The sequence below is a fragment of the Achromobacter spanius genome (assembly GCF_002812705.1).
Taxonomy (GTDB): Bacteria; Pseudomonadota; Gammaproteobacteria; order Burkholderiales; family Burkholderiaceae_B; genus Achromobacter; species Achromobacter spanius.
Window position 1 is genome coordinate 3,656,148 of the sequence record NZ_CP025030.1, and the last position, 17,006, is coordinate 3,673,153.

Below are 17,006 nucleotides of genomic sequence, written 5' to 3' on the forward strand. Positions count from 1 at the left end.
GTAACGGGATACGCGCCGCCGGCCTGGCTGGCGGCGCCGGAGATCGATATGGGTTTGCTGCTGGACATCTTGAGCACGGCCGCCATGCTCTTCATCGTGACGTCGGGGCTGATGATCATCTTCGGTGTGATGAAGATCGTCAATTTCGCGCATGGGGCGATTCTTACCCTGGGAAGCTATGCCAGTCTGGTTGTGACCCAGCTCGGCCTGAACCCTTGGGTGGCGTTGCCGTTCGCGCTGGCGGTTGGCGTCCTGGTGGGCATGGGGGTGGAACGCCTGATCGTGCAGCCGCTGTACAAGCGGCCGCTGGACGCGATCCTGGCTACGTGGGGCTTGGGCATCGTGATCGGCCAGCTCATTACGGTGGCGTTCGGGCGTGAAGTGCAGTTCGTGGATTCGCCGATCCAGGGCGCCGTGTCTTTTCTGGGCATGGAATATTCGGCGTACCGCCTGTTCCTGGTGCCCGCCGCGCTGCTGATCTATGCCGCCATGACGCTGCTGCTTAACGGTACCCGCTTCGGCGTGCGGACCCGCGCCGTGGTCATGAACGAAGACCTGGCGCGCGGCCTGGGCATCAATGCCGAGCGCATACGCTTCACCACGTTCGGCCTGGGCGCCGGGTTGGGTGCGTTGGCCGGCGCGCTGATCACACCGTTGTCCAGCGTGGACCCGAACATGGGCCTGCCGTGGCTGGTCAGCGCATTCATGCTGGTCATGGTGTCGGGGCATTCGATCACCGCGCTGTTGCTGACCTGCGTGGTCTATGGCGCTTGCCAGGTGCTGGTGAGCATTTTCGTCAGCCCGATCCTGGGCGGCGTCACCATCGCCGTCCTGGCCGCGCTGACGCTGCGCCTGCGTCCTCAAGGATTCGCCCATGACTGACCATTCGCTTACCCAAGCCGCGCAGGTGGGTTCCGCGCCCGCCTCGCGCAGGTCGCTTGGCCGCGGGCTGCCTTGGTTGGCCGCAGCGTGCCTGATGCTGACCGTGGCCGGCCCCTGGCTGTTCGACACCTACTTGCTCAATGTGCTGATCAAGGCGCTGTTTTTTGCGATGGCGGCGGTGACCGTGGACGTGCTGTGGGGCTACACCGGCCATCTGACGTTCGGCCAGTCCGCCTTCTTTGGGGTGGGTGCCTATGCCGCCGGCCTGGCCTTCACGCATTACGGGTTTTCTCCCACCACCGCCGCGCTGGCCGCGTTCGCGGCCGTGGGCGCCGCGGTGCTGCTGGCGCTGGTGACCGGGTGGCTGTCGTTCTATCGGGGGGCGTCGCCGTTCTTTGCGACGGTCATCTCGCTGGTGCTGCCGATCGTGCTGATGCAGTTGGTGTTGGCCGGTGGCACCTATACCGGGTCGTCCTCGGGCCTGACGGGCTACGAGACGTTCGATCTGTCGCTCGAGGCCTGGTATGTGATTGCGGCCGGAACGTTGTCGGTCGTGGCCTTGCTGGCGTGGGTCGTGGTGCGCAGCGATGGCGGTCGCATTCTGGTGGCGCTGCGCGACAACGAGTCGCGTTGCAGCTATCTGGGCCTGAACACCGCCCACTGGCGCATTGTGCTGCTGGTCGTGTGCGGCGCCGTCGCCAGTCTGGCGGGGTTCGGCTATGGCGCGTTCAGCGGCGTGGTGGCGCCAGAACTCACGGGTTTCGTGTTCGGCACGGAATTGATCATCTGGGTGGCGCTGGGGGGGCGGGGGACCATCTGGGGGCCGGTGCTGGGCGCCATCCTCATCAATGTGGCGGGTTCCTACCTGAGCGGGAATCTGCCGTTCCTGTGGCAGTTGCTGCTGGGCGTGACGTTCATCCTGGTGATCCTGCTGCTGCCGCGCGGGCTGCTGCCGCTGCTGACCGCGCCGTTTTTGCGGCGCGGCGCCACGGCCCCCGTGCCGGTGCTTGGCGTACGCGCCGGGCAGGCGCAGCCGGCCAGCGGGGCATCGTGGGCGTTGAGCCTGTCTGGCGTCGCCAAGCGCTTCGGCAGCCTGAAAGTGCTGGAAGGCATCGACCTGCAAGCCCGGGGCGGCGAACTGGTGGGCCTGATCGGTCCCAACGGCGCGGGCAAAACCACGCTGATGCGCTGCATCGCCGATGGCGCCGAGCGGTCCGAAGGAGAGTTGGCGCTTTACGGCCACCGCGTGTTGCAAGATGGCCCAGAGCAATGCGTGCGCTACGGCCTGGGGCGCAAGTTCCAGAACGCCAATGTGTTCGACACGATGACGGTGGCCGAAAGCCTGCGCATCGCGACGACCTTGCGCGAACAGCCATCGTGGTGGCGGCGGTCGCCCACGCTGGATTTGCCGCCTTACGCGTTGGAGGTGCTGCGCGTGACCGGGCTGGACCAATCCCTGGCCAGCGTGGCCCGCGACCTGTCGCACGGGCAGCAACAGGCCCTGGAACTGGTGATGGCGCTGGCGCTGGAGCCGCGCATCGTGCTGCTGGACGAGCCCACGGCGGGCCTGAGCAAGGCCGAGCGGGCGCGGATCGGCCAGATGCTGTCATCGCTGGCGAACAAGTACGGCTTGTGCTGCCTGCTGGTGGAACATGATCTGGATTTTGTGAAGGAAGTGGCGACACGGATCGTCGTCTTGCACCAAGGCCGGATTGTCATGGACGGGAGCTTTCGCGACGTCGTGGAATCCGAGCTGGTGCGCACCATTTACGCGGGCAGCGCGCAGGCTGCACAAGGAGCAGGGCAATGACGGGAACGGGGCCGGCGTTAAGCCTGGAAGGCGTGGCCAGCGGCTACAAAGGCTCGGTGGTGCTGAACGATGTGTCGCTGTCGGTCGAGCGGGGCGCCTGCGTGGCGCTGCTGGGCAAGAACGGCATGGGAAAAAGCACGCTGCTCAAGACCATCATGGGGTACCTGCCGAAGCTGCGCGGGCGCGTCAGCGTGGGTGGGGTGGACGCCACGCGCTTGCGCCCGCACGAAGTGGCGCGCTGCGGCGTTGCCTACGCGGCGCAGGAGCAGCCCCTGTTTCCCGACCTGAGCATCCGCGACAACCTGCGCCTGGGCCTGCCGCGGGAGAATCTCTTCGACGAGCGCTTTGCCGACATCGTCGAACTCTTCCCGGTGTTCGCGACTCGGCTGCGCCAGCACGCCGGCACCTTGTCTGGCGGAGAGCAGAAGATGCTGCTGGTGGCGCGCGGGCTGATGCAACGGCCCGATTTGCTGCTGCTCGATGAAATCACCGAAGGGCTGCAACCATCGGTGATCGAACGGCTGGGCCGCGCCCTGAACTGGGAGCGAGAACGGCGTGGCACGACCCTGTTCATCGTCGAACAGAACGTGGCGTTTGCGTTGGACGTGGCCGACCGCTATCTGGTGCTCAAGCAGGGCGCCATCGTGGACGAGGGCGATGCTGGTGCGCCCCAGGCCATCGGCAATATCATTGACCATCTCAAGGTATGAACGCCGCCATGTCGGTTTGCGCCATGGCCAGCCTGCGGGTTTCACGCTTAAGGACGTCATCATGACCTCGCTCCAGGACAAGGACGCAGACCGGCCCGGGTGGCGCATCGGCGTGCTGTATTCGCGCAGCGGCGTCACGGGCACGACCGAGTCGCAGCATTTCTTCGGGACGGTGCTGGCCGTGGAAGAGATCAACGCCTTGGGCGGCGTGCTGGGCCGGCCGTTGGAACCGGTGGTGTACGACCCGCGCAGCGACGCCGAGGAGTACCGGCGCCTGGCGGCCCGCCTGCTGCTGGACGACGAAGTCAGCGTCATTTTCGGCGGCTGCACCTCGCATTGCCGCAAAGCGATGCTGCCCGTGGTGGAGCGCAGCAACTCCCTGCTGTGGTACGGCTCGGTCTACGAGGGCTTCGAGTATTCGCCCAACGTCATCTACACGGGGGCGGCGCCCAACCAGGGCAGCATGCAGTTGGCCGCATACCTGATCCAGCACTGCGGCTCGCGTATTTTTCTGGTGGGGGCGGACTACATCTACCCGCGTGAAACGAACCGCATCATGCGCGAGACCGTGGAGGAGCACGGCGGCGAGATCCTGGACGAGACCTATCTGCCCTTGGGCTGCGATGAAAGCGACATCATCGACGTGGTGGCGGACATCCGGCGCATCCAGCCGGATGTGGTGTTTTCGACCCTGATCGGTGATGACGCCCAGCGCTTCTATCGGCGCTACCACGAGGCCTGCCAGCAGGCGGGGGCGGAAACGGCTCATATTCCCATCGCCAGCCTGACCATGGCGGAATCCGAGGTCGCCGAGATCGGGCCGCGGCTTTGCGTGGGCCACATCACCGCCGCGACCTATTTCAACACCGTCGATACGCCCGCCAACCAGCATTTCCTGGCGCGCTGGCGCGACCGCTTCGGCGAGCGTCCCGCCAGCGTCTATGCCGAAACCTGCTACAGCCAGGTGCACCTGTTCGCGCGGGCGCTGCAGCGCGTGGGCAGCATGGACACGCGCAAGCTGGTGCGGGCGGTGCACCAGGTCCTGTTCGACGCGCCGAACGGGCAGATGTCCATCCTGGCGGAAAATAACCACTGCGTGCTGACGCCGCGCATCGGCGTGTGCCGGGCGGACGGGCGGTTCGATATCGTCTGGGAAAGCGACCAGCCGGTGAAGCCGGACCCCTATCTGACGGCGTTCGGTCTGGACGATTTCTGGTTGAAATGAGCATGGACCATAGCCTACGCCGCCTCTACGAGGACTTGCGCAGTGTGGCCGTCGCGGTGGTGTACCCGCCGGGCGAAGACCGCGATGTGCTGGTCGAGCAACTCAAGCGCATCGGTTGCCGCATCCATCTGCATTGGCCGTTTCCGGACGCCGCGCCCGCCGGCGCGGATGTCATCTTCTTCCAGGTTTCGCAGTGCGTGCAAAACAGCTCGGCCTGGTCCGCCAGCGAAGTCGAAGCCACCTTGATCGCGCTGTCCGAATACGAAACGCCCACCACGCTCAAGCAATTGCTCAAAACCAATGCCCACGGGGTGCTGACGCGGCCATTCCGATCGGCCGGCATACTCAGCACGCTGGTGCTGGCGCGGTCGGCCAAGCAGTTCCAAAGCCGGCAGCAGGTCAAGATCGACAAGTTGGAGAACACCATCAAGGCGCGGCGCGTCATTGAAAAGGCGATCCGTGTGCTGATGGACCATCAGCGGCTGGACGAACGCGCGGCCTATGAACACATGCGGACCCGCGCCACGGGTCTGCGCGTCAGTGTGGCGGAAGTGGCCGCGATGATCATCGAGGCCAGCGAGGCCATGGAAAAACTCGGCCTGGGCGGCGCGCGCTCAGGACCGCCGCAACACGGCTAAGCGCCCGCCTGCAAAGAGGAAAACAATGAAAGTCATGATCGCCCGCCTGAATCACGAGACCAATACGTTTTCGCCCGTGCCCACGCCGCTTGCGGCGTTCGGCAACGACGGCCCCGCCTTTGATGCGCAGGCCTACAACGACAACAAGGGCAAGCGCACGGCCATGTCGGCCTTTATTGACCTTGCCGAGGCGAACGGCGCGTCGCTGGTCACGCCGGTATCCGCCACCGCCTATCCCAGCGGCCGGGTGGACGCAACGGCGTATCGCACGCTTTGCGACGCGATCGTGGAGGGCGCGCGGGGATGCGGCGCGATCCTGTTGGACCTGCACGGCGCCATGGCGGTCGAAAGCACCGATGACGGCGAGGGCGACCTGCTCGAACGCCTGCGCCAGCAGACGCCCGACGTGCCGATTGCGGTGGCGCTGGACCTGCATGGCAACGTCACGCCCAAGATGATGGCCAACGCCGACGTGATCATCAGCTTCAAGACCTACCCGCACGTGGACATGTACGAAACCGGCGAGCACGCGGGCCGCATCCTGTTTGACTGGCTTAACGGCGGGCCGCGCCCGGTGATGGCGTGGCGCCGCCTGCCGTTGATGACGCACACGTTGCGCAGCGCCACGGCGCAAGGCGCCATGCGCGACGCCGTACGGGAGGCCCGGCTGGCCGAAGCCGGCGGCATGCTGGGCGTGTCCGTGCTGGCGGGGTTCGCCCTGGCCGATATTCCCGCTCCGTGCCTGAGCGTGGTGGTGGTGGGCGCGGGCGACCCGGCGCAGGCGGAAGAGGCGGCCACCAAAATGGCGCAAACCCTCTGGGCCGCGCGCGACGGTTTTTTCTATGACAGCGAGCCCTTGGCCGCATCGTTGGCCCGCGCCGTTGAACTGGCGTGCGGCGCCGGCAAGCCGGTGCTGTTGCTGGACCATGGCGACAACTGCATGTCCGGTGGCACGTGCGACACCATGGAAGTGCTGATGGCCGCGGTCGACGCCGGCTTGACCGGCATCGTCGCCGGCCTGTATTGCGACCCCGAGGCCGTGGCGGCGTTGGCGGCGGCGGGCGAGGGCAAGCAGGTCGAGATCCTGGTGGGCAACAAGCGGCCCATCCCGGCCATCGGCCGTCCGGCCGCGCCGGTACTGTTGCAGGGGCGGGTCGGCGCGGTCACTGACGGCCAGTATGTCATCACGGGTCCCACCTACACCGGCCAAACGGCTTGCATGGGCCGCAGCGCGGTCCTGGATATCGGCGCCGCGCAATTGGTGATCACCGACAGGACTCACGAACCCTGGGACCTGGGCGTATTCGAAAGCATGGGACTGGACCCCCGGCGCGCCCGCTTCGTGCTGGTGAAGTCCCGGATGTACTGCCGGCCGGTGTTCGAACCCATCTCGCAGGCGCTGGTGGAATGCGCCAGCGCGGGTGTCACCAGTTCGGATTTTTCGCTGTTTCCCTATGAGCGCCGGCACCGCCCGCTCTATCCGCTGGAACCCATGGCCCCGTCCGACTACGATCCTGCCGTTTGATCGGCATGGCGCTAGGCGTCCGCATACAATACCGCCCATGGAAAAAGTACGCATCTCCAAGCTCATGTCCGAGCGCGGACTCTGCTCGCGCCGCGAGGCCGACAGCTATATCGAACGCGGCTGGGTCCGCGTGGATGGCGTTGTGGTGTCCGAACTGGGCGCCAAGGCGTTTCCCGACCAGGTCATCACGCTTGAGCGCGCCGCGCAGGCGCGCCAGACCTCGCGCGTGACCATCCTGATCAACAAGCCCGTGGGTTATGTGTCGGGCCAGGCGGAAAAGGGCTATACGCCTGCGGTTGCACTGATCGACTCGCGCTCGCGCTTCGCGGGCTGCCGGCATCCGCAACGCTTCGAACGCGCGCATCTGGAAGGGCTGGCCGTGGCCGGCCGGCTGGATATTGATTCGCAGGGCCTGCTGGTACTGACGCAAGACGGCCGCATCGCCAAGCACCTGATCGGTGAAGACTCCAGTGTCGACAAGGAATACCTGGTGCGCGTGCAGGGCGATTTGCCCGACCGTGGACTGGAACTGTTGAATCACGGCCTGTCGCTGGATGGCAAGGCGCTGAAGCCCGCGCACGTGCGCTGGCAGAACCACGACCAACTGCGCTTTGTGCTGCGTGAAGGCAAGAAGCGCCAGATTCGCCGCATGTGCGAACTGGTGGGCCTGAAAGTGGTGGGCTTGAAGCGTGTGCGCATCGGCCGCGTGCAGTTGGGTGATCTGCCGTTGGGCCAGTGGCGTTATCTGCGCGACGACGAAGGGTTTTGACCCTTCTTTTTTGATCCTGCATTCAGGGAACATTCAGCCTCCCTGTTCGGCTCAGCCGACAACTGATGTCGGCGGTCAGCAGATTTTTCAGTCTGTTTCCAAGCCCCCGTTATTTCATGAACGCGGGGGTATCCTTCGCCTGCCCGTTGCTGCCCAGCCGCTCCATCAGGAATTCGATGAAGATCCGGGTCTTGGCCGGCAGCAACCGAGTTTCGGTGACCGCATAGACAGGGAAGGGGCCCAATTGCCAATCCGGCAACACGCGCCGCAACTGCCCTGATTGCTGTTCGGCCGTCTGGCCGCCCACCAGCACCGCGATGCCCGCGCCCAGCATGGCCAGGCGCCGCGCCATGGCGACTCCGTTTACCGAAAACCGGTTGCCCGGCGTGAACTCGATGTGCTGGTCGCCGCAGTTAAGCGGCCATCGCGTGACGCGGCCCGCGCCTTCCGCGCGAAATTCGATGCACTCGTGGCGGGTCAAGTCACTGGGGTGCTTGGGTTCTCCGTGCTTTTCCAGGTAGTCGCGCGAGGCATACAGGTGCGCGGGCAGCATGCCCAGCAGACGGGCGATTTGCGTCGAATCGGGCAGTTCGCCGATTTCGATCGAGATGTCGCAGGTCTGGAACACGCGCGAGGCGTGGTCCGGGTTTGCCAGGTCCAGGAAAAACGTGACGTCGGGATAGCGGCGGGAGAACTCCATGAACGATTCAGCCAGGAAGTCCGTGCCGAAATCAGCGGGCATGTTCACCCGCAACGGCCCGGCTGGCGTGTCGACCAGCTTTTGCAGTTCTTCATGGGCAATCTGCGCTTCGGCCACGATGCGTTGGCAGCGTTCGAAATACAGCCGCCCGGCGTCGGTCAATTCCACCTTGCGGGTGGTGCGGCTCAACAAGCGCAAGCCCACGGATTTTTCCAATTCGGCCACCTGGCGAGACAAGGTGGATTTAGGCACGCCCAGCGTTGCTGCAGCGCGGCTAAAACTACGTGTCTTGGCCACTTCGACGAAGAGTTCCATGCCTTGTAAGCGTTTCATGGCGAGATTCTTTCACAGACTTGGTGTGGGAAATTGTCCCATAAATGGAATGATGTTTTCTTTCTACGCCCCTTTGTTTCTGGGGCGGGATAACTCAGAATGCGGGTTCTGCAATGCAGCAATGCACTAAAGCCCAGCTTGCGTTTTCAATGCCAATCCACCCTTTGATGCACAAGGCCTCCCCCTCATCGCAGGCGGGAGGCGGGCTCCTTTTTTGTCGGAAATCGGGAATATCTATGAATAAGAAAAGCGCTATGTGGCGCAGCGCGGCAGTGCTCACGCTGACGGCATCGGCTCTCACTCTGGCCGCTTGCGGCAAGAAACAAGACGCACCGCAGGCGGGCAAGCCGCAAGTCACCGTGGTGACCCTGACCACGCAACCCGTTTCCCTGACCACCGAATTGCCGGGCCGCACGTCCGCGTTCCGCGTGGCCGAAGTGCGGCCCCAGGTGAACGGCATCGTGCAAAAGCGCCTGTTCACCGAGGGCGGCGAGGTCAAGGCCGGCCAACAGCTCTATCAGATCGACCCCGCGCTGTACCAAGCCAGCGTCGATAGCCAGAAGGCCGCGTTGGCCCGCGCCCAGGCGCAGCAGAAGACGGCTGCCTTGCTGGCCGAACGCTACAAGCCGCTTGTGGCAACCCGCGCCGTCAGCCAACAGACCTACGACAACGCCGTGGCGTCGCGTGACCAGGCCGCCGCCGATGTGCTGTCGGCCAAGGCCGCGCTGGATACCGCGCGCATCAACCTCGTCTACACCAAGGTGCTGTCGCCCATTGAAGGCATCATCGGCCGCTCGTCGGTGACCGAAGGCGCGCTGGTCACGGCCAACCAGACCGGCGCCTTGGCGTCGGTGCAGCAGATTGACCCGATCTACGTCGACGTGACCCAGTCCAGCGTGCAGTTGCTGCGCCTGCAGGACGCGCTGGCCAGCGGCCAATTGAAGCGGGCCGACGGCGAACAGGCCGCGCTGGTCACGCTGACCCTGGAAGATGGCTCGCAGTACAAGCAGACCGGCAAGCTCCAGTTCTCGGAAGTCACGGTAGACCAGGGCACCGGTTCCATCACGCTGCGCGCGGTGTTCCCGAACCCCGACCGCCGCCTGTTGCCGGGCATGTTCGTGCGTGCGCGTCTGGCCGACGGCGTGGCCGCCGACGGCCTGCTGGTGCCGCAACGCGGCGTGACGCGCAATCAGCGCGGCTTGCCGACCGCGCTGGTGGTCAACGCCAAGAACCAGGTGGAACTGCGTGAACTGAAGACCGACCGCGCCATTGGCGACAAGTGGCTGGTTACCGACGGCCTGGCCGCCGGCGACAAGGTGATCGTGGAAGGTCTGCAAATGGTGCGTCCGGGCGTCGAAGTCGTCGCTACCGAGGCAAGCGCCACCGCGCAGCAGCCGCAGGCGGCCAATGCCGCCCCGGCCAAGCAGTAATCAGGGAGCCTTGCATGGCAAAGTTTTTTATCGATAGGCCGGTTTTCGCCTGGGTGATCGCGATTGTGCTGATGATGGCCGGCGCGCTGTCCATCCTGCAATTGCCGGTCTCGCAGTATCCCAACATCGCGCCGCCCGCCATCGGCATCGCGGTGACCTACCCGGGCGCGTCCGCGCAGACGGTGCAGGACACCGTGGTGCAGGTCATCGAACAGCAGATGAACGGCCTGGACGGCTTGCAGTACATCTCGTCGGAAAGCAATTCCGACGGCAGCATGTCCATCACGCTGACCTTCAAGCAGGGCACCAACCCGGACACGGCGCAGGTGCAGGTGCAGAACAAGCTTGCACTGGCGCAGCCGCTGTTGCCGCAGGAAGTGCAGCAGCAGGGCATCCGCGTCACCAAGGCCACGAAGAACTTCCTGATCGTGGCGGGCTTCGTGTCCACCGACGGCACGATGACCAAGGACGACCTGGCCGACTACGTGGCCTCGTACGTGCAGGATCCCATCAGCCGCACGCAAGGCGTGGGCGACTTCCAGTTGTTCGGCTCGCAGTACGCGATGCGGATCTGGCTGGATCCCGCCAAGCTCGTGAACTACGGGCTGACCACGGTTGACGTGGTGACGGCGATCAAGGAACAGAACGTGCAGGTGTCGTCCGGCCAGTTGGGCGGCCTGCCGTCCGTGCGCGGCCAGCAGTTGAACGCCACCATCATCGGGCCGTCGCGCCTGGAGAAGCCGGAAGACTTTGGCAAGATCCTGCTCAAGGTCAACACCGATGGTTCGCAGGTGCGCCTGGGCGATGTCTCGCGCATTGAACTGGGTGGCCAGACCTACGCCATCGACAGCTTCTACAATGGCAAGCCCGCCTCGGGCCTGGCGATCAAGCTGGCGCCGGGCGCCAACGCGCTGGATACCGCGCAGGCCGTGCGCGACACCATCAACAACCTGAAGCCGTACTTCCCGCCGGGCATGGACGTCGTGTATCCGTACGACACGACGCCGTTCGTCAGCCTGTCGATCCATGAAGTGTTCAAGACGCTGGTGGAAGCCATCATCCTGGTCTTCCTGGTGATGTACCTGTTCTTGCAGAACTTCCGCGCCACCATCATCCCCACGCTGGCCGTGCCGGTGGTGCTGCTGGGCACGTTCGGCGTGCTGGCCGCGTTCGGTTATTCCATCAACACCTTGACGATGTTCGGCATGGTGCTGGCCATTGGCCTGCTGGTGGATGACGCGATCGTGGTGGTGGAAAACGTCGAGCGGGTGATGGCCGAAGAGGGCCTGACGCCCAAGCAGGCCACCCGCAAGTCCATGAGCCAGATCACCGGCGCGCTGATCGGCATTGCCATGGTGCTGGCCGCCGTGTTCATCCCGATGGCGTTCTTCGGCGGTTCCACGGGCGTGATCTATCGTCAGTTCTCGATCACGATCGTGTCGTCGATGGTGCTGTCGGTGCTGGTCGCCATTGTCTTCACGCCGGCCTTGTGCGCCACCTTGCTCAAGCCTATTCCGAAGGGCCATCACGGTTCGAAGAAGGGCTTCTTCGGCTGGTTCAACCGCACGTTCGAACGCAGCAGCAATGGTTACGCCAACACGGTGGCGCGCGGGCTGAACCGCACCAAGCGCCTGATGATCGTGTACCTGGCGCTGGTCATTGCCATGGGCTGGCTGTTCACGCGCATTCCCACGGCGTTCCTGCCGGCCGAGGACCAGGGCATTTTGTTCGCCCAGATCCAGACGCCCGCCGGCGCCACCGCCGAAGCCACCAAGGCCGTCATCGACGACGCCACCAAGTACCTGCTGACCGAAGAAAAGGACGCCGTGACCTCGGTGTTCGCGGTCAACGGTTTCAACTTTGGCGGTCGTGGCCAAAACGCGTCCATCCTGTTCATCAAGCTGCGTGACTGGGAAGAACGTGGCGACGCCAAGCTGAAGGCCGGCGCCGTGGCGGCGCGCGCCAACGCGCACTTCGCCAAGACCGAGCGCCGCGCGCAAATGTTCGTGGTGCCGCCGCCGTCCGTGATGGAGCTGGGCAACGTCACCGGCTTTGACTTCCAGTTGATGGACCGCGCCGGCGTGGGCCATGAAAAGCTGCTTGCCGCGCGCAACCAGTTGCTGGGCGAAGCGGCCAAGAGCCCGGTGCTGGTGGGCGTGCGCCCCAACGGCATTGAAGACGCACCGCAGTATCAGTTGGACATCGACCGCGAGAAAGCGCGTGCGCTGGGCGTGGCCGTGTCGGACATCAACAGCACGCTGGCCACCGCGTGGGGCTCGTCGTACGTCAACGACTTCATCGACCGTGGCCGCGTGAAGAAGGTGTTTGCGCAGGGCGAGGCATCATCGCGCATGCTGCCGGAAGACCTGAACAAATGGTATGTGCGCAACAACGCGGGCGACATGGTGCCGTTCTCGGCATTCTCGAAGGCGACTTGGAGCTTCGGTCCGCAAAAGCTGAACCGCTATAACGGCGTGCCGTCCTACAACATCCAGGGCCAGGCGGCGCCGGGCTACAGCTCGGGCGCGGCCATGGAAGAAATGGAAAAACTGGCGGCCAAGCTGCCGGTGGGCGTGGGCTTTGAATGGACGGGGCTGTCGTTCGAAGAACGCCTGTCGGGTGCGCAAGCGCCGGCGCTGTACGCGATTTCGTTGATCGTGGTGTTCCTGTGCCTGGCCGCCTTGTACGAAAGCTGGTCCATCCCGACGGCGGTGATGCTGGTGGTGCCGTTAGGCATTATCGGCGTGCTGCTGGCGACGCTGGCGCGCGGCTTGTCCAACGACGTGTACTTCCAGGTGGGGCTATTGACCACAGTGGGGCTGGCGGCCAAAAACGCCATCCTGATCGTGGAGTTCGCCAAAGAGCACTTCGAGTCCGGCGCCAGCCTGACGGAATCGGCCATCCACGCCGCCCGCCAACGCCTGCGTCCCATCCTGATGACGTCGCTGGCGTTCATCCTGGGCGTGACGCCGCTGGCGATCTCGTCCGGCGCCGGCTCGGGCAGCCAGAACGCCATCGGCACGGGCGTGATCGGCGGCATGCTGACCGGCACGTTCCTGGCCATCTTCTTTGTTCCGGCCTTCTTCGTGCTGATGCTGCGCGTGTTCAAGGTCAAGCGCATGAGCGAAAACCTGGACAAGCACGACACCAGCGCCAATGGCTCGAAGGACGTGTCCGCCGAAGGACAACCGTAATGAAAATTCAGATGAGAACCTTGTTGTCTGTTTCCCTGGCGGCGGCCCTGGCGGGCTGCTCGCTGGCCCCGACCTATGAACGGCCGGACGCGCCGGTCAGCGCTGCCTATCCCACCGGCCCGGCCTACAAGGCGGACGGTTCCAATGCGGCGCTGGGCATGTCCACGGCCGATATCGGCTGGCGTGACTTCTTCAGCGACCCGCTGCTGCAACAGTTGATTGAACTGTCATTGGCGAACAACCGCGACCTGCGCGTGGCGGCCTTGAATGTCGAGGCGGCGCGTGCGCAGTACCGCATCCAGCGCGCCGACCTGCTGCCCAGCGTGGGCGTGGCCGGCCAGGAATCCGCCCAGCGCACCCCGGCGGACTTGTCCGCCAGCGGCCGCGCCACCACCAGCCGCAGCTACCAGGTGGGCGCCGCCATGTCGGCGTGGGAACTGGACTTGTTCGGCCGAATTCGCAGCCTGAGCGACCAGGCGCTGGAGTCCTATCTGGCGCTGGACGAAACGCGCACGGCCACGCAGTTGACGCTGATTGCCGAAGTGGCCAACGCCTACCTGACGCTGCGCGCCGACCAGGAACTGCTGAGCCTGACGCGCGACACGCTCACGAGCCAGGAAGATTCCTTCAAGCTCACGCAGCAAAGCTATGACCAGGGCTTGTCCACCGCGCTGGACTTGAGCCAGGCGGAAGTGTCGCTGCGCACGGCCCAGCGCAACCTGTCGCAATACACGCGCCAGGCCGCGCAGGACCGCAACGCGCTGACGCTGCTGGTGGGCCAACCCATGTCGCCCGAGATCGTCGCGGCGCTGGATCAGGCGGTGAAGCTGGACGACAGCATGCTGCCGACCACCTTGCCCGCCGGCCTGCCGTCGGACCTGCTGGCGCGCCGCCCGGACATCCGCGCGGCCGAGCATCAGCTCAAGGGCGCCAACGCCAACATCGGCGCGGCGCGCGCTGCGTTCTTTCCCACCATCAGCCTGACCGGCCAGGCGGGCACCGCCAGCGCCAGCCTGGGCGGTTTGTTCGAAGGCGGGTCGGGCGCCTGGAGCTTCGTGCCCCAGATCACCGTGCCGATCTTCGCGGGAGGCTCGTTGCAGGCTGGGCTGGACTTGGCCAAGGTGCAGAAGAACATCCAGGTGGCGCAGTACGAAAAGTCCATCCAGACGGGGTTCCGCGAAGTGGCGGACGCCTTGGCCGGGCGCGGCACGCTGGACGACCAGATTGAAGCGCAGCGTTTGCTGGTGAACGCCAACCAGCGCGCCTACGACGTGTCGGACCAGCGTTTCCGCCAGGGTATCGACGACTACCTGAGCGTGCTGGATTCGCAGCGTTCGCTGTACACGGCGCAGCAGACGTTGGTGGATACGCGCCTGGCGCGCTTGTCGAATCTGGTTACCTTGTACAAGGTGCTGGGCGGCGGTTGGACCGAGCGCACGGTGGCGGCGCAGACGGCGCCGGCCGTGCCGGCCACGGGATCGTAAGCCGCGCGCGCTGGATTTTTGCGGCGCAAAAGAAGTTCGGCGCAAAAGAAGTTTGGTGAAAAAGAAACGGGCCGATCGAAAGATCGGCCCGTTTTTATTGATGATTGCTGTAGCAGGGCGTCAAGCGCGCTTGCGGGCGATCATGCCAACCACGAACAGCACGATGATGGCGCCTATCACCGACGCGATCCAGCCCGCGGGTTCGCCTTCCGCATACCAGCCCATCGTCTGTCCCAGGAACCCTGCCACCACGGCGCCGACGATACCCAGGATGGTGGTCATGATGATCCCCATGTTCTGGTCTCCGGGCATGATGGCGCGGGCGATCAAGCCCACGATGAACCCGACGATGATCATGATGATAATGCTCATGCGCGTACTCCTTGCTTTGGAAAAAAGGGGGCCATGCGCAATGATGATACCCACGCTCTTTATTGGGCGGCTGTAACAACTGGTATGTGGGGTTGCCATGCAACATGCTGCGCTGCACGGCGCTGGCCGTGGCCGGATCAGGACGTAATGTCGATCAATTGGCGGACGTCCTTGGTCAGGGCTTCGACGCTGTCGGTGTCGGACGCCAGCAGGCGCGCGTGGCCGTCCTTGTCGAAAATGTACACGCCACGGCTGTGCGTCACTTCGTACATGTCGGCGTCATCGCCGGGGCGCGGCTTTTCAATCTGGTAGGCCACGCGGTAGCGGCGGGCCAGGTCGGCGACCTGCTTTTCGTTACCGGTCACACCGATGGCGCTGTTGTTGAAGGCATTGACATAGGCCTGCAGGATGTCGGGCGTGTCACGGTGCGGATCGACGCTGACGAACACGATGCGCACGTTTTCGGCCTTGTCACCCAGGTTCTGCAGCACGGCGGTCAGTTGCGCCATGGTGGTGGGGCAGATGTCGGGGCAACTGGCGTACCCGAAGAACAGCATGACCGTCTTGCCTTTGAGATCGTCGCTGTTGATGGTCTTGCCGCCCGCGCCGGGCAGCGAGAATTTCAGGTCAGGCAGGTGGCCCTTGACGTTGTAGAGCGTCCAGTCCACGTTCCGATCGCCGCAGGCGGCAAGAAACACACACAGAGCCAACAGCAGGCCGCGCCAGGCGCGGCCGGTAATGAGGTGTCGCATGAGTCCAGGAGGTGCCAAAAGGTTGAACGAAGGGCAAGCCCGCGGCAAGCGGGTTGATTCTACCTTCATGGCCGGGGTGGGGCGGCGGGCGGTGCGGCGTTGCGGGCCTGATGTGAGGGGGATGTTTGTCCTGACGCAAACTTATGGCGTGCTGTTTCCGCTTTCGCCAGACCACGACGCCGCAGTACATTCGGTGCGTCGTCAGTGTTGATGTCAGGAGAGCTTTAACGTGGATATGGCAGCAAGCACCAGCCTTAATTACCCGTATTACCCGGTGGTTATCGACATCCTGCGTGCCCGGCGTGCCAAGCAGGTGCTGGACGCGCCTTGCGGCGTGGGCTGGTTGGGTGAAGCGCTGGCCGCCGAGGGAGGCGTGCAAGTGGCCGGTGATGGTGGGCGAGTAGCCGGTGATGGCGGGCAAGTAGCCGTTGCCGGCGGGCAAGTGGCCGTTGACGGCGTGGGCCTATGGGAATTTCCCGCGGCAAGCGCGGGCTATCGGTCAGTGACCGAACACGACCTGGATACCCCGCTGAGCGTGGCCAAGGCCTATGACGCGGTGGTCTGCTGCGAGGCGATTCACTTGATGACGAATCCGGGCGTGCTGCTGCAAAGTCTGCACGATGCGCTGCGCCCCGGGGGCACGGCGATCATCACCACGCCCAATACCTGGAACATGCGGTCACGGCTGCAGTTTTTGATGCGGGGCTTCCATTCCGGTTTCCGGCCCATGGTGGGTCGCAAGCGGGGCGAAGACTACATCACGTATTTCCCGTGGAGCTTCCCGCAACTGCATTTGTTGTTGTCGCATTACGGTTTCGTGGATATCACGCTGCATGAGGTGGATGAACCGAAACCGAAGCGGATGATGGAACATGTGCTGGCCGTGCCGTCACGGTTGTACTACCGACGGCGCGTGAAGCGGGCCGAGAACGAGGACATTCGCGGGTTCTGGAAGCAGGCCGGGTCCAGGCAGTCGGTGCATGGAAGGTGGTTGGTGGTGTCGGCGGTGCGGGGGGTGTGATGGGTTTCGCGCGGCAGATGGCGTGTTTCTTGCATCGGATTTGCCGCGCTTCACCCATCCTACGTTCGTTGTTCGGCGTTCGGCGTTCGTCGTCCGTTGTTCGGCGTTCGTTTTTCGTAGGATGGGTGAAGCGCGCGATGCGGTGTAGAAAATCAATGGCC

14 protein-coding genes are annotated in these 17,006 nt (G+C 64.5%); 11 read left to right on the plus strand and 3 right to left on the minus strand.

The annotated features are described in order from the left end of the window. The first annotated feature begins 48 nt into the window (after nucleotides 1-48). The 7 genes from CVS48_RS16590 to CVS48_RS16620 all read left to right on the plus strand — a co-directional run bounded on the left by CVS48_RS16590 (nucleotide 49) and on the right by CVS48_RS16620 (nucleotide 7,559). On the plus strand, nucleotides 49-882 hold the full coding sequence (locus CVS48_RS16590; RefSeq protein WP_100855393.1) for a branched-chain amino acid ABC transporter permease: 834 nt from the start codon (nucleotides 49-51) through the stop codon (nucleotides 880-882). Continuing rightward, entirely contained in the window at nucleotides 875-2,692 is a 1,818-nt protein-coding gene (locus CVS48_RS16595; protein ID WP_100855394.1) for an ABC transporter permease subunit, read from the plus strand. Before CVS48_RS16590 ends, CVS48_RS16595 begins: the two co-directional genes overlap by 8 nt. After that, nucleotides 2,689-3,402: an ABC transporter ATP-binding protein gene (locus CVS48_RS16600; protein WP_100855395.1), complete on the plus strand. Its 714-nt coding sequence runs from the start codon at nucleotides 2,689-2,691 to the stop codon at nucleotides 3,400-3,402. Before CVS48_RS16595 ends, CVS48_RS16600 begins: the two co-directional genes overlap by 4 nt. 61 nt (nucleotides 3,403-3,463) lie before the next feature. Next, the gene (locus CVS48_RS16605) at nucleotides 3,464-4,627 is read left to right on the plus strand and encodes a transporter substrate-binding domain-containing protein (RefSeq protein ID WP_100857700.1); all 1,164 of its coding nucleotides are present in this window, start codon (nucleotides 3,464-3,466) and stop codon (nucleotides 4,625-4,627) included. Nucleotides 4,628-4,629: 2 nt separating this feature from the next. Continuing rightward, complete coding sequence (locus CVS48_RS16610) at nucleotides 4,630-5,265, plus strand: ANTAR domain-containing response regulator (RefSeq protein ID WP_100855396.1); 636 nt, start codon at nucleotides 4,630-4,632, stop codon at nucleotides 5,263-5,265. A gap of 25 nt (nucleotides 5,266-5,290) precedes the next feature. After that, nucleotides 5,291-6,790, plus strand: a complete 1,500-nt coding sequence (locus tag CVS48_RS16615; RefSeq protein WP_100855397.1) for a M81 family metallopeptidase — start codon at nucleotides 5,291-5,293, stop codon at nucleotides 6,788-6,790. Nucleotides 6,791-6,827: 37 nt separating this feature from the next. Beyond that, a complete protein-coding gene (locus CVS48_RS16620; RefSeq protein ID WP_050448996.1) occupies nucleotides 6,828-7,559 on the plus strand; it encodes a pseudouridine synthase in 732 nt (243 codons plus the stop codon). Nucleotides 7,560-7,668: 109 nt separating this feature from the next. Here CVS48_RS16620 and CVS48_RS16625 read toward each other — a convergent pair whose 3' ends face one another. Beyond that, nucleotides 7,669-8,574, minus strand: coding sequence for a LysR family transcriptional regulator (locus CVS48_RS16625; protein WP_100855398.1), 906 nt, complete (start codon nucleotides 8,572-8,574; stop codon nucleotides 7,669-7,671). A gap of 272 nt (nucleotides 8,575-8,846) precedes the next feature. Here CVS48_RS16625 and CVS48_RS16630 point away from each other — a divergent pair, with 272 nt between their 5' ends. From CVS48_RS16630 to adeC, 3 genes are read left to right on the plus strand one after another with little or no spacing between them, the layout of a single operon-like run. Next, a complete protein-coding gene (locus CVS48_RS16630) occupies nucleotides 8,847-10,022 on the plus strand; it encodes an efflux RND transporter periplasmic adaptor subunit (RefSeq protein WP_100855399.1) in 1,176 nt (391 codons plus the stop codon). Between the two features lie 14 nt (nucleotides 10,023-10,036). Further along, complete coding sequence (locus tag CVS48_RS16635; protein ID WP_100855400.1) at nucleotides 10,037-13,216, plus strand: efflux RND transporter permease subunit; 3,180 nt, start codon at nucleotides 10,037-10,039, stop codon at nucleotides 13,214-13,216. Continuing rightward, nucleotides 13,216-14,700 carry an AdeC/AdeK/OprM family multidrug efflux complex outer membrane factor gene (gene adeC / locus CVS48_RS16640; RefSeq protein WP_100855401.1) on the plus strand — a complete coding sequence of 495 codons (1,485 nt, stop codon included), beginning with the start codon at nucleotides 13,216-13,218 and terminating at the stop codon, nucleotides 14,698-14,700. Before CVS48_RS16635 ends, adeC begins: the two co-directional genes overlap by 1 nt. A gap of 120 nt (nucleotides 14,701-14,820) precedes the next feature. Here the strand turns inward: adeC and CVS48_RS16645 are convergent, their stop codons facing one another. After that, nucleotides 14,821-15,072, minus strand: coding sequence for a GlsB/YeaQ/YmgE family stress response membrane protein (locus CVS48_RS16645; RefSeq protein WP_100855402.1), 252 nt, complete (start codon nucleotides 15,070-15,072; stop codon nucleotides 14,821-14,823). A gap of 137 nt (nucleotides 15,073-15,209) precedes the next feature. Further along, nucleotides 15,210-15,824, minus strand: coding sequence for an SCO family protein (locus tag CVS48_RS16650; protein ID WP_100855403.1), 615 nt, complete (start codon nucleotides 15,822-15,824; stop codon nucleotides 15,210-15,212). A 235-nt stretch (nucleotides 15,825-16,059) separates the two neighbouring features. Here CVS48_RS16650 and CVS48_RS16655 point away from each other — a divergent pair, with 235 nt between their 5' ends. Next, nucleotides 16,060-16,845: a class I SAM-dependent methyltransferase gene (locus CVS48_RS16655; protein WP_100855404.1), complete on the plus strand. Its 786-nt coding sequence runs from the start codon at nucleotides 16,060-16,062 to the stop codon at nucleotides 16,843-16,845. Nucleotides 16,846-17,006 lie beyond the last annotated feature (161 nt).